This window comes from Rhizobium sp. USDA 4016 (genome assembly GCF_056279705.1).
Genome location: NZ_JBWCCY010000004.1, coordinates 2410100 through 2422325, shown reverse-complemented (window position 1 = coordinate 2422325; position 12226 = coordinate 2410100). Strand labels below are relative to the sequence as shown.

Annotated in this window: 11 protein-coding genes; 4 read left to right on the top strand and 7 right to left on the bottom strand. The window is 59.5% G+C overall.

Annotation, left to right across the window (positions count from 1 at the left end; translation table 11 throughout):
- The first annotated feature begins 283 nt into the window (after positions 1-283).
- Complete coding sequence (gene dnaE / locus ACZ9DP_RS27430) at positions 284-3766, top strand: DNA polymerase III subunit alpha (protein ID WP_476204156.1); 3483 nt, start codon at positions 284-286, stop codon at positions 3764-3766.
- Between the two features lie 23 nt (positions 3767-3789).
- Here the strand turns inward: dnaE and ACZ9DP_RS27425 are convergent, their stop codons facing one another.
- From ACZ9DP_RS27425 to ACZ9DP_RS27410, 4 genes are all read right to left on the bottom strand, one after another.
- On the bottom strand, positions 3790-4296 hold the full coding sequence (locus ACZ9DP_RS27425) for an HIT family protein (RefSeq protein ID WP_476205489.1): 507 nt from the start codon (positions 4294-4296) through the stop codon (positions 3790-3792).
- Between the two features lie 60 nt (positions 4297-4356).
- The gene (locus ACZ9DP_RS27420; protein ID WP_194729418.1) at positions 4357-4821 is read right to left on the bottom strand and encodes a hypothetical protein; all 465 of its coding nucleotides are present in this window, start codon (positions 4819-4821) and stop codon (positions 4357-4359) included.
- Between the two features lie 222 nt (positions 4822-5043).
- A complete protein-coding gene (locus ACZ9DP_RS27415; protein WP_476204155.1) occupies positions 5044-6282 on the bottom strand; it encodes a L,D-transpeptidase family protein in 1239 nt (412 codons plus the stop codon).
- A gap of 137 nt (positions 6283-6419) precedes the next feature.
- Complete coding sequence (locus ACZ9DP_RS27410; RefSeq protein ID WP_239599297.1) at positions 6420-7712, bottom strand: DNA polymerase IV; 1293 nt, start codon at positions 7710-7712, stop codon at positions 6420-6422.
- 78 nt (positions 7713-7790) lie between these two features.
- On the opposite strand from ACZ9DP_RS27410, the gene ACZ9DP_RS27405 reads away from it, so the two are divergent.
- Positions 7791-8378, top strand: a complete 588-nt coding sequence (locus ACZ9DP_RS27405; protein WP_476204154.1) for an N-acetyltransferase family protein — start codon at positions 7791-7793, stop codon at positions 8376-8378.
- On the opposite strand, the gene ACZ9DP_RS27400 is transcribed toward ACZ9DP_RS27405, so the two are convergent.
- Complete coding sequence (locus tag ACZ9DP_RS27400) at positions 8353-9036, bottom strand: hypothetical protein (protein ID WP_476204153.1); 684 nt, start codon at positions 9034-9036, stop codon at positions 8353-8355. The two genes, ACZ9DP_RS27405 and ACZ9DP_RS27400, sit on opposite strands and share 26 nt — an antisense overlap.
- A 5-nt stretch (positions 9037-9041) precedes the next feature.
- Positions 9042-9350 carry a DUF3572 domain-containing protein gene (locus ACZ9DP_RS27395; protein WP_092583059.1) on the bottom strand — a complete coding sequence of 103 codons (309 nt, stop codon included), beginning with the start codon at positions 9348-9350 and terminating at the stop codon, positions 9042-9044.
- A 132-nt stretch (positions 9351-9482) separates the two neighbouring features.
- Here ACZ9DP_RS27395 and ACZ9DP_RS27390 point away from each other — a divergent pair, with 132 nt between their 5' ends.
- Both ACZ9DP_RS27390 and ACZ9DP_RS27385 read left to right on the top strand, forming a co-directional pair.
- Positions 9483-9854 (top strand): response regulator, encoded by a 372-nt coding sequence (locus ACZ9DP_RS27390; protein ID WP_022714852.1) that lies wholly within the window; start codon positions 9483-9485, stop codon positions 9852-9854.
- Positions 9855-9872: 18 nt separating this feature from the next.
- Entirely contained in the window at positions 9873-11246 is a 1374-nt protein-coding gene (locus tag ACZ9DP_RS27385) for a PleD family two-component system response regulator (protein WP_476204152.1), read from the top strand.
- 748 nt (positions 11247-11994) lie between these two features.
- Here ACZ9DP_RS27385 and rpmG read toward each other — a convergent pair.
- The gene (rpmG, locus tag ACZ9DP_RS27380; RefSeq protein WP_003547442.1) at positions 11995-12162 is read right to left on the bottom strand and encodes a 50S ribosomal protein L33; all 168 of its coding nucleotides are present in this window, start codon (positions 12160-12162) and stop codon (positions 11995-11997) included.
- Positions 12163-12226 lie beyond the last annotated feature (64 nt).

Below are 12226 nucleotides of genomic sequence, written 5' to 3'. Positions count from 1 at the left end.
AACTATGCGCAAATGATTCCTGTTGACAACAGAACAATAGCAGAACAAATTGGAAACATAACGAGTAAAGGAGAGCCAGATGACTGACATGATCCGTGATATCGCAGCATTCACCTCCATTGCAATGTTCGTTGCCAGCTTTTCGTTGATCCTCATGGCACTGTAAGTTTTCAGGGGACCGCATCGCTTTCATGCGGTCCGCACAAGGGACTGCTTCTGGACATCGCTGTCATCAACGCCGACAATGCAAACCGATTCATTCGGGCGATTGGAAGGGTATGAAATGGCGGATGCGCAGAGCGGCTTCGTCGGCGGTACGCCGGGTTTCGTGCATCTGCGTGTCCACTCGGCTTATTCGCTCCTTGAAGGGGCGCTGCCGCTGAAGAAGATCCTTTACAAGGCATCGGGCGATAGCCAGCCGGCGATCGCCATCACAGACACCAACAATCTGTTCGTCGCTCTCGAATTTTCGCAAAAGGCGATGGAAGAGGGGCTACAGCCGATCATCGGCTGCCAGCTGTCGATCGATATGGACGGCCTGGAGACAGAAAGGCGCGGCGGTCAGCAGGCGCTGGCCAAGCTGCCCTCGATCGTCGTGCTTGCCGCGACCGCGGAAGGCTACGAGCGGCTCGTCGATCTCGTCAGCCGCGCTTATCTCGGCGGCGACGACAACCAGGCGGTCCATATCAGGGCATCCTGGCTGGAAGAGGCCGGAACCGAAGGGCTGATCGCGCTGACGGGTGCGCTTGGCGGTCCCGTCGATGGGGCACTGAAGCAGGGCCATGCCGCGCAGGCGCAAACCCGGCTGCTTGCCCTGAAGCGCCTCTTCCCAGACCGGCTCTATGTCGAATTGCAGCGCCACGGAACCTATGACAAGCGCCATGAGCAGAAGGTCGTGGGGCTTGCGTATGAGCACGATCTGCCGTTGGTGGCGACCAACGAGGCCTTCTTCCCGACGCGCGACGATTATGATGCCCATGATGCGCTGATGGCCGTTGCCCATAACGCCATCGTCTCGGACGACAGCCGCTTCCGCCTGACGCCGGACCACTATTTGAAGAGCCGCGCGGAGATGGCGAAACTCTTTGCCGATCTGCCGGAAGCGCTGCAAAACACGGTCGAGATCGCCCGCCGCTGCTCCTTCGTACTGAAGACCCGCAAGCCCATCCTGCCGCGCTTTACCGGCGCCACCGACGATCCCGAGGAGGCGGAACGCGCCGAAGCGCTGGAGCTCCGCCGGCAGGCGGAGGAGGGCCTCGACATGCGCCTTTCGACGCTCGGCATGTCGCCCGGCTATGAGGAGAAGGATTACCGCGAACGGCTGGAATTCGAACTCAGCGTCATCGAGCGCATGCGGTTTCCGGGCTACTTCCTGATCGTTGCGGACTTCATCAAATGGGCAAAGCAGCATGATATCCCTGTTGGCCCCGGCCGCGGTTCCGGTGCAGGCTCGCTCGTCGCCTATGCGCTGACGATCACCGACGTCGACCCGTTGCGCTTTTCGCTGCTCTTCGAACGCTTCCTCAATCCGGAACGCGTCTCGATGCCCGACTTCGACATCGACTTCTGCCAGGACCGCCGCGAAGAGGTGATCCGCTACGTGCAGCAGAAATACGGCCGCGCACAGGTGGCGCAGATCATCACCTTCGGTTCGCTGCAGGCGCGCGCTGCCCTCCGCGACGTCGGCCGTGTGCTGGAAATGCCTTACGGCCAGGTCGACAAGATCTGCAAGCTGGTGCCGAACAATCCGGCCAATCCGACGCCGCTCTCCAAGGCGATCGAGGAGGAGCCGAAGCTTCAGGAGGAGGCAGCGAAGGAGCCCGTGGTGGCGCGCCTGCTCGATATCGCCCAGAAGATCGAGGGCCTTTACCGCCACGCCTCGACGCACGCCGCCGGCATCGTCATCGGCGACCGGCCGCTCTCGAAGCTGGTTCCGATGTATCGCGACCCGCGCTCCGATATGCCGGTCACCCAGTTCAACATGAAGTGGGTCGAGCAGGCCGGCCTCGTAAAGTTCGACTTCCTCGGCCTGAAAACGCTGACGGTACTGAAAGTTGCGGTCGATTTCGTAGCCAAACGCGGCATCAAGGTGGACCTCGCCGCGATCCCGCTCGATGACAAGAAAACCTACGAGATGCTCTCTCGCGGCGAAACGGTCGGCGTGTTCCAGGTGGAAAGTGCTGGCATGCGCAAGGCGCTGATCGGCATGAAGCCGGACTGCATCGAGGACATCATCGCCCTCGTCGCCCTTTATCGCCCGGGCCCGATGGAAAACATCCCGACCTACAATGCCCGCAAGCATGGGGAAGAAGAGGTCGAGTCGATCCATCCGATGATCGATCACCTGCTCAAGGAGACACAGGGCGTCATCGTCTATCAGGAACAGGTGATGCAGATCGCCCAGGTCCTGTCCGGCTATTCGCTCGGCGAAGCCGATCTTCTGCGCCGCGCCATGGGCAAGAAGATCAAGGCGGAAATGGACCAGCAGCGCGAACGCTTCGTCGACGGTGCCATCAGCAACGGCGTGTCGAAGCCGCAAGCCGACAACATCTTCGAGCTGCTGGCAAAGTTCGCAAACTACGGCTTCAACAAGTCGCACGCCGCCGCCTACGCTATCGTCTCTTATCAGACGGCCTATATGAAAGCGCATTACCCGGTCGAGTTCCTGGCCGCGTCGATGACGCTCGATATGTCGAACACCGATAAGGTCAACGATTTCCGGCAGGATGCCAAGCGCCTCGGCATCGAGGTCATCGCACCCTCGGTTCAAAGCTCGTTCCGCCAATTTGAAACCGGCGACAACCGTATTTATTACGCATTGGCGGCGCTGAAGGGCGTTGGTGAAAATGCCGTCGATCACATTGTCGAGGTGCGCGGCGACGAGCCTTTTGCCAGCATCGAGGATTTCTGCCTGCGCATCGATCCGCGCCAGGTCAACCGGCGCGTGCTGGAAAGCCTGATCTATGCCGGCGCCTTCGATTGCTTCGGCCAGGATCGCGCAGAGCTCGCAGCCGGCCTTGATCGCATTCTGGGCTATGCCCAGCGCGCGCAGGAAAATAAGCTGAGCGGCCAGTCGGATATCTTCGGCGGCGCGCTGTCGTCCGGACCGGAGAAAATCGCGCTGCCGCCGTTTTCGCCGTGGCTCGCTTCCGAGCGGCTGCTCAAGGAGTTCCAGGTGTTGGGCTTCTACCTGACGGCGCACCCGCTCGACAGCTACAACAACATCCTGCAGAAGATGCGGGTCCAGACCTTTGCGGAATTCTCCTCCGCCGTGAAGCAGGGCGCAACCAATGCCCGGCTTGCCGGGACTGTCATTTCGAAGCAGGAGCGCAAGACGCGCACCGGCAACAAGATGGGCATCATCGTCTTTTCGGATTCGTCCGGACAGTTCGAAGCTGTGCTGTTCTCCGAAATGCTGAACCAGTACCGCGACGTGCTGGAACCCGGGAAGTCCTTTGTGCTAACCGCCACCGGCGAGGAGCGGCCCGAAGGCGTCGGTCTGCGCTTGCAGACGATCCAGTCGCTCGAGGAAAAGTCGCTGCAGATGCAGAAGTCGCTGCGCGTTTATGTCCGCGATTCTGGTCCTCTGCGCGCCGTTGCGGCGCACCTGAACGCCAAGGGCGACGGCCTCGTTTCCTTCATCGTCATCAAGGAGGACGGCAAGCGCGAGGTCGAGGTCGAACTGCCGCAAAAATACCGCATCACACCGGAAATTGCCGCTGCCTTGCGCGCCGCCCCCGGCATCGTCGATGTCGAGCTTGTCTAGGTCATGAACTGCCTGAACCAGAATCAGGGAACGCCCCGTTCCTGAAGAAAGGCTTGGGTGATCTGCTCCGCTAGCCGTGCCATCTCGCCGGCGGCAATCTGCAGCACGCCATGCTCGGCCATGAGCGCGTGGTACTGTTGCTCTTCGAGGGGTACGCCCGCAGGCAGAGGAACCACATGGAAATGGAGGTGGCTGTTGGCTTGCTGGCTGCCGAGTGAAAGAACGTAGATTCTTTCAGCCTCGAATGCTTTTTTCAGCGCCCGAGACAAGAGGTGTACATGCCCTTGCAATCGCAGGTATTCTTCGGTCGAGAGATCCTGAGCCAAGTCTTCGCGGTGTTTCTTTGGGGAAACCAAACAGTATCCGGGCAGCGTTGGATACTTACTGAGAAAGATGATCGTCTCCTCATCCTCGAAAATGCGATGATGGAAGAACGCAGGATCTCCGCTCACCAGCCCGCAGATAAAACAGGGCCTTGTCGCTATATCGCGCAAGTAGGCTTCGAGATTGAACGGCTGGCGTTTGCCCATGCTGAACATCATCAGGACCATGCGCATAAATCAAGATTTCTTGCGCTGCCTTTTCAATTTTCAAGCGAAGGTTGTTTTGAGCGCCTTCGCCGCATCCTGCGTGTGGTCTCTGCGGTCAATGAAGTTGCGTGCCCGAGGGATTGGGTCATGCAGATACTGATCGGGACCCAGCATCTTGCGTTGATTTAGCTCGGCCGTGCTGAGCGGATCGAAATCGACACCCTCGATCGCGCAGCCCCACCCAAGATTATGAGATGCCCACCCCTTCCGATGGTGTTCCAGAAGCCGTTCGCGCCCGGAATAACCGTGATAATCGAAGGCGATGATGCCGTTCGTCACATACATATGGCCTCCTGCAAAACCCTCGTTCGGAATGATCCGCTCAGCATGGAAACCTTCGAGCGGCGGACGCTGAAGGAAGACACCGGCGAGGATGTGGCAGGCGCCATAGCCAAAGAAGATACGGTCAGGCAGCGCCCACCGCTTTTCAGGATTTTTCTTGATGCCGTGTTTCAGGACATACATGCGTGAGCATTTCCATTTTCGATCAGGCCCACCACTTGGTTGATCGAACGTTCCAAATGAATCGCTCTATCATGCAACCAGTATTTCATTGTTTGCGACGAGATTGCAATTAGGCGTTATACGCCATGCCTGCGAAATCGATAGCTCAGGCGGTGCCGGAACCAACTGCAAAAGAGCTGCCGATACGACGGCCGTGCCGCCAGCCATCGATGACTTTGCGCTCTAGCGCGTAATTGTGATGAAATCCGTGCCGGCGCCGGTCTCTGGGCCGATGCCGGTGTCGGAAATCGTCAGAGTCGAGCCTGCCGCCAGCATGCCGCCGATCCGGCGGCGTGTTTCGTTGGGTATCGTGATGCGGTCGAGCGCGTTGGCGATCGGCGTGCCGGTCACGATCGAACTCTCGTTGGCGACGATCCCGAGCCGCTTCATTGCCTGCCTGGAAAGATCGTTCTTGAGCGTCACGCCGAGCCAGTCGGCCTTGCCGTTTTTGGCGTCGACGGCGTGCAGTGCGAAGAAATGCGTGCCAAGTGCCTGCCGTGGATTGTCGATCGTCAGCGGCGCCTCGAAGACTGGCATGAAATCCTGCCGCACCATGATAATGCCGTTCGGCGGCTCGCCCTTGCCTGCCGCGGCGTAAACTTCCCTAAGGAGTGTGTCGCTGACGAGCGCTTTGTCACCTTTGAATTGTGCAGGCCGCAGCGCCTTGAAGGTGTTGATGGCCTGAATGGTGGCCGTGCCGACAAGGCCGTCGGGTGTGCCCGTCGAAAAACCCAGCTGGTTGAGATAGGTCTGGATATCGATCACCGTCTCGCGCTCGGTGCGCCGGGAGATGAGAATGCGGATCGGATCGGTGTTTTCCGGTGCCGCGACCTGCGCGACAGGCGGTGGCGCGGCGTTGTTCATCGCCAACTGAACAGGCTCTCCGCGGTTTTCGCCGATCGCCGGGCGCAGTTCCGCATCCGAAAGCAGCAGTGGCGGTTCCGGCAGATCGGGACGGAAGAGATTTGGATGCGCGATCGGCTCGGGCGCCACTTCGGCATCGCTGACGATGACCGGCACGCTGAGATCCGTCATCTTGTAGAGTTGCTTGGCAAAGGCGGCGGGCATGCGCACGCAGCCGTGGGAGGCCGGATAGCGCGGCACGGAATTCGATTCATGAAGCGCGATGCCAGACCAGGTCAGTCGCTGCATCCACGGCATCGGAGCTGCCGAGTAGAGGTTGGACTCGTGGTATTTCTTTTTTTCGAGAACGGAAAAGATACCGTTCGGTGTCGTGTGGCCGGCCTTGCCGGTCGAGACTTTCGAGGTCGCGATCACTTTGGTGCCGTCATAGACGACAAGCGACTGCTTGTCCTTGGAAACAAAGATTTGCAGGGTGCGGGCATCCACCGCAAAGGCAGGGTGATGCACGAGTGCGGTCGCCGACAGCAAGCCGAGGCCGAAAACAAAACGCGAGAACATGTGAGCCAACCAATACGCAATACTTGTCCTTCATATACGGCACGATGCTTAAGGAAGGCTTGAGCGTTCGTCGTTGGATCGGCGCTCACGCATGGGTGATCTTTGGCCGCCACAGCCGTGTACTTGCGATTGCCCGATTATCCGTCGCGTTTGCCGCTGCCGAACGTATAGCCGGTCTCCACGGTCTTCTTGCCGAATTTCTCGCGCAGCTTGTCCATCGCGGTTTCCGCCGCCGCGCGCCGGGTGGATTGCTGGTCGATGAGGTCCGGCGGGTCGGCGCGCGCCGGGTCGCAAAGGTCGGTGACGCCGATGCCGATCAGGCGGAATTTCGTGCCGTCCGTTTCCTTCTCCAGAAGCTCGATGCCGGTCCGGAAAATCCTGTCGGCAAGCTGCGTCGGGTCTTCCAGCTTCCGGTTGCGCGTGCGGGACTTGAAGTCCGTCGTCTTCATCTTCAAGACGACGGTATTCCCGGCAATGCCGCTCTTCTTCAACCGCCAGGAGACCTTCTCGGAGAGACTGCGCAGGATCGGCACCAGCTCGTCATAGCGTGAAATATCGTCGAAGAAGGTCGTCTCCGAGGAGACGCTCTTTGCCGGATCGTTGAGGTGAACCTCGCGGTCGTCGATGCCGCGCGAAAGGCGCGCGAGCCTCTGGCCGATACTGCCGTAGCGGCGCATCAGGTCCGTTTCCTCCATCGTCTGCAATTGTCCGATTGTGCGGATGCCATCCGCTTCGAGCGTTGCCGCGAAAGCCTTGCCCACGCCCCAGATCGTCGTCACCGGGCGCGGCGCCAGAAACTCCACGGCTTCTTCGCGGCCGATGACGGAAAAGCCGCGCGGTTTCTGCAGGTCTGAGGCCACCTTGGCGAGGAACTTGCAGTAGGACAGCCCGACGGAAACCGTGATACCGATCTCCTTTTCGACGCGACGGGCGAATTTCGCGAGCGTGCGGGCCGGCGGGTCATGGTGCAGGCGCTGGGTGCCGCCGAGTTCGAGGAATGCCTCATCGATCGAAAGCGGCTGCACAAGCGGCGTCAGCTCCTGCATCATGGTGCGGACCTCGCGGCCGACCTTGACGTATTTCTCCATATCGGGACGGATGACGACCGCCTGCGGGCATGCCTCCAGCGCCTTGAACATCGGCATGGCGGAGCGAACACCGTGGATGCGGGCGATGTAGCAGGCAGTGGACACGACGCCGCGCTTGCCGCCGCCGATGATGACCGGCTTGTCGGCGAGCTCCGGATTGTCGCGCTTTTCCACCGCCGCATAGAACGCGTCGCAATCGATATGTGCGAGGGTCAGATCATAGAGTTCCTTGTGCCGCACGAGGCGCGGGCTGCCACAAGCCATGCAGCGGCGCGCCTCGCCCTTCTGCTCGGCAAGGCAGTCGCGACAGAAGCCGGGTGTCTTGTCAGGGGTGGGGGTCATCGTGGTGAGAACAAAGATTGAACATTGTGAGACTACGCCTTAAACTTCCGAGTCTCAAGAGACTGGAGAGGTTTGGCTTTGGATATCGATCTGCGTTTTGAGCCGGTGACGCCGGAGCGCTGGACAGATTTCGAGACGGTCTTCGGTCCGCGCGGTGCCTTCTGTGACTGCTGGTGCGTGGCTCTCAGATTGCCGCATGCAGTGCGCACCAAAATGCGGCCGGATGAGCGGAAAGAGTATATCAGAAACCGCATCGCCGCCGGTCCGCCGCCCGGCATTCTCGCCTATGCGGATGGCCAACCGGTCGCCTGGGTGCAGGTGGGACCGCGCCAAGATGTTGCCCAATTCAACTCGCCGCGCACGGTTTCCCGGCCGCTGGAGGAGGGCGATGTGCTGGACCCGTCCCTCTGGGCTGTGAGCTGTTTCTTTCTTTCGCCGCCACTGCGTGGCAAAGGTCTCAGTCATCGCCTGCTGCAGGGCGCGATCGATCACGCGCGGCAAAACGGCGCGCGCTGTCTCGAAGGCTGTCCCATCGACCATACGAAGCAGTCGAAGTCGGTCACGCTCTGCATCGGCTCGACCGCGATCTTCGATGCGGCGGGCTTCGAGCCGGTGGCGCGGCGAAAGGACGGGCGGCCGCTCATGCGGTTGGATTTGCTGCAGTGAGGCTTCGAGCCGCGTCGGCTTCAGTGAAATGACGGCCGATCAGCGATGCAGCCTCGTTCCAGTCGTGAATCCGCTGAATGTCGTCCATGGCCGCAGGCGCGAAACGGTGAATTTCGGAGACCGGCATCAGATGCAGCAGAAGGCAGTTGGCGACATGTTCGCGCACCGAATGAAGATTGACCGCCATGTCGTCGATGAAAGCAACGGGCAGGGGGCGCATGCCATGCAGCGCCTTGACGACCGGCCCTTTCGGCTGACGGGTCGCAAGCAGCGGGTAGGGAAGGCTGAAGCGGTCGAGCAACCGCCGCCGTTGATCCGCATAGACCGGCGGCATTGCGGTCAGGAAAACGATATCGGCAGTGGCGGAGAGCCTGCCGAGCGCCTCCGTGGCCCGCGAAAGTGGCAGCTGCCACTCCTCCTGCCGTTCGAAGAAGGTTTCGATCAGCCGGCTGACATGGATAACCTCGAGCGCAACCCCATCTTTAGAAACGATATTGCCATGAAGATGAAAGGAACGCGGCAAAAGCTCATGCCCTTCGCTGAGAAGAAATCGCTGAAAGGGATCGATGAACTGCAGCACGACGTCGTCGACGTCGCAGACGATCAGCGGCCGGTCGCCCAGCCGCACATGCGAGATGTCGAAAGTCCCGGTCTCCATTGCGCTCAGTATTCTCCGGAATCGAGGCCGGGAGAGGAGAAATGCCGCCATACGGCAGCGAGCGTATCTGGCTTCGTGCCGGTCGCCTCGCAGAAGGCCACCGCCGTTGGCTCGTGGTTCATCAGGAAATCCAGCATGCCGGCGAGGAAGCCAGGATCGTGGACGGCGTTGCGGACCTGGGCAGGCTCCACGCCCGTCAGCGCCAGGAAACGCGAGAACATGTCGGGTTCATTCGCCAGCCAGCTGAGAACGGCAATCGCCGTTTCCTGGGGATCTGCGGCCAATTGTTTGGAAGTCTTGAAGTTGCTTTGCATTTCGCTGGGTAAGTTACCTTTTCTTCAACCAAATACCGGTAGTTTACCACTATCGGTTTCCTGGATTCGTGCGCGCAGTCTTCTGTCACGGCGCGATCGGCTGCAGGGACGAGACGTAGGGACAAGCGTGCCATGCCCAAACAGGTGATGATTGTAGAAGATAACGAGCTCAACATGAAGCTCTTTCGCGACCTGATCGAGGCGTCCGGCTATACGACAATTCAGACCCGAAACGGAATGGAAGCGCTTGATCTTGCTCGAAAATACAAGCCGGACCTGATCCTTATGGATATCCAGCTTCCGGAGGTTTCCGGCCTGGAGGTTACCAAATGGCTGAAGGAAGACGACGAACTGCATGTCATCCCGGTGATTGCGGTGACGGCCTTTGCAATGAAGGGCGACGAGGAGCGTATCCGTCAGGGCGGCTGCGAAGCCTATGTCTCCAAGCCCATCTCGGTTCCGAAGTTCATTGAAACGATCAAGACCTATCTCGGTGATGCCTAGCGCATCTGAAAGACGTTTATGACTGCGCGCATATTGGTGGTTGATGATATTCCGGCGAATGTGAAACTGCTCGAAGCGCGGCTTCTCGCGGAATATTTCGACGTGCTGACGGCGGCGGACGGCTATCAGGCGCTGGCGATATGCGAGCGCAACCAGGTCGATCTCATCCTGCTCGATGTGATGATGCCGGGGCTTGACGGCTTCGAGGTCTGCGCGCGTCTGAAGGCGAGCGCGAAGACCTCGCATATTCCCGTCGTGATGGTGACGGCGCTGGACCAGCCGGCTGACCGCGTGCGCGGCCTGAAGGCGGGCGCCGATGATTTCCTGACCAAGCCGGTCAACGACCTGCAGCTCATCTCCCGCGTGAAGAGCCTTCTGCGACTGAAGACGCTGAGCGATGAACTGCGCATCCGCGCCGAAACGGCCGAGACGATGGGGATCGACGATCTGCTGCGTGCCGGCGAAGGGCGCCCGGAAGAAGCCGGACAGATTCTATTGGTCGACAGCCGCGCCAATTCGCAGGAGCGTATCATCAAGGCGCTGAAGCCGATCGCCGATGTCACGGCCATCTCCGACCCGCAGGCAGCCCTGTTCGAAGCTGCCGAGAACGCCTTCGAACTCGTGATCGTCAATGCCAATTTCGACGATTACGATCCCTTGCGGCTCTGCTCGCAGTTCCGATCGCTGGAGCGTACCCGTTTTCTGCCGATCCTGATCATAGCGGAGCAGGGCGCTGACGACATGGTCATCCGGGCGCTTGATCTCGGCGTCAACGACTACATTGTCCGTCCGGTCGATACGAACGAACTCGTCGCCCGGGCCCTGACGCAGATCCGCCGCAAGCGCTTCAACGACCGCCTGCGCGCCAGCGTCAAGCAGACCATCGAGCTTGCCGTCACCGATCCCCTGACGGGTCTCAACAACCGCCGCTACCTCGACAATCATCTCAAAGTTCTCTTCAACCGCTCGATGGCCCGGGGGCGGCCGCTATCCGTGCTGATCACCGACATCGACCGCTTCAAGCAGGTGAACGACACGCACGGCCATGATGCCGGCGACGAAGTGCTCAAGGAATTTGCCAACCGCATCCGCTCGACTGTCCGCGGCGCCGATCTCGCCTGCCGCTATGGCGGCGAGGAGTTCGTCGTGGTGATGCCGGATACGTCGCCTGAGGTGGCTGCCGCGGTTGCCGAGCGCCTGCGGGCCTCCGTCGAAAGCATTCCTTTTGGGTTGAAATCGGCAGGGCAGGAGCTGAAAGTCACCGCCTCCTTCGGTATCTCTTCGCGCCTGTCCTCGGTCATCACGCCGGACCAGCTTATGAAGCAGGCTGATCTTGCTCTTTATGAAGCAAAGAACACCGGCCGGAACCGCGTCGTTGCTGCCGCAGCCTGAAGGCAATACTGTCTCAGGACCGGCGCAGGACATCGTTTTCCACTGGAAAACGCCGAACATTACAAATTTGTAATCGTGGCCTTGGCAAAGGACACGCTTCTTTTGTGGAAAAGGCCCGGAAATGGATCACTGCCGTCGGTGACCCTCTCAGGGTGCATCTGCCCCCGGCGGGAAGAACAAAGGCGCTCTGTCAAAGAATACACGGATAGCGGCAGGCGGCTATGCAAGCAGTGCTATTTCCCGAATGGAAATGTTGCGACCTTACGTAACGTCAACATCCGGTAAAGTTACTGCTATGTGCCTATTGGTTTCTTTGCAAAGCTGGTTCATTTCCTGAGCGCCTAAGTCATTAGGCTGATCTCCACCTGCCCCAAAATTGGACTTTTAACCATAGGAACAGGCAGGAATAGCTCATCATTAAGAATTTGTTGATTTTCTTCCATTTTTGCGCAAATTATTGGCTCATAAGAGAAAAGCACTCCCTCTTGAGGAGTCCGCATACCCCATGATGCTCAGGTCCGCCGCATCTCCTGGGTCGTGGGGTCCGGTCGGCTAGCTCGCAACTTTTCGCGGTTCCTCGTGCCGCCTTGCCTGCTGGCCGACCCCCTTTGCCTGAAAAACGCCGTCTTTCCCATCACGGAGAAAGACGGCGTTTTTGTTTGCGCTGAGAGGGCAAAAACACAATCCAGGAATGAAAAAAGCGCGCAGCCAGACGGCGCGCGCTTTTTAAACAACCTGAGATCAAGAATTACTTGATCTTGGTTTCCTTGAACTCGACGTGCTTCTTAGCGACCGGGTCATACTTGGTCTTCGTCATCTTGTCCGTCATCGTACGGCTGTTCTTCGTCGTGACGTAGAAGAAACCGGTGTCGGCCGTCGACAGCAGCTTGATCTTGATTGTGGTAGCCTTGGCCATGGTTGTCCTGCCTTTACGAAAATGAAAGCCGTGGAAAGCCGGATGGGCTCCACGGCAAATTCTG

Coding starts and splice junctions, on each gene's coding strand:
- ACZ9DP_RS27420 (WP_194729418.1), bottom strand. CDS start 4,821: ATGTATGTCCTGAAACACGGCATCAAGAAAAATCCTGAAAAGCGGTGG.
- ACZ9DP_RS27425 (WP_476205489.1), bottom strand. CDS start 4,296: ATGGGCAAACGCCAGCCGTTCAATCTCGAAGCCTACTTGCGCGATATA.
- rpmG (WP_003547442.1), bottom strand. CDS start 12,162: ATGGCCAAGGCTACCACAATCAAGATCAAGCTGCTGTCGACGGCCGAC.
- ACZ9DP_RS27410 (WP_239599297.1), bottom strand. CDS start 7,712: ATGACCCCCACCCCTGACAAGACACCCGGCTTCTGTCGCGACTGCCTT.
- ACZ9DP_RS27400 (WP_476204153.1), bottom strand. CDS start 9,036: ATGGAGACCGGGACTTTCGACATCTCGCATGTGCGGCTGGGCGACCGG.
- ACZ9DP_RS27415 (WP_476204155.1), bottom strand. CDS start 6,282: ATGTTCTCGCGTTTTGTTTTCGGCCTCGGCTTGCTGTCGGCGACCGCA.
- ACZ9DP_RS27395 (WP_092583059.1), bottom strand. CDS start 9,350: ATGCAAAGCAACTTCAAGACTTCCAAACAATTGGCCGCAGATCCCCAG.
- ACZ9DP_RS27390 (WP_022714852.1), top strand. CDS start 9,483: ATGCCCAAACAGGTGATGATTGTAGAAGATAACGAGCTCAACATGAAG.
- dnaE (WP_476204156.1), top strand. CDS start 284: ATGGCGGATGCGCAGAGCGGCTTCGTCGGCGGTACGCCGGGTTTCGTG.
- ACZ9DP_RS27385 (WP_476204152.1), top strand. CDS start 9,873: ATGACTGCGCGCATATTGGTGGTTGATGATATTCCGGCGAATGTGAAA.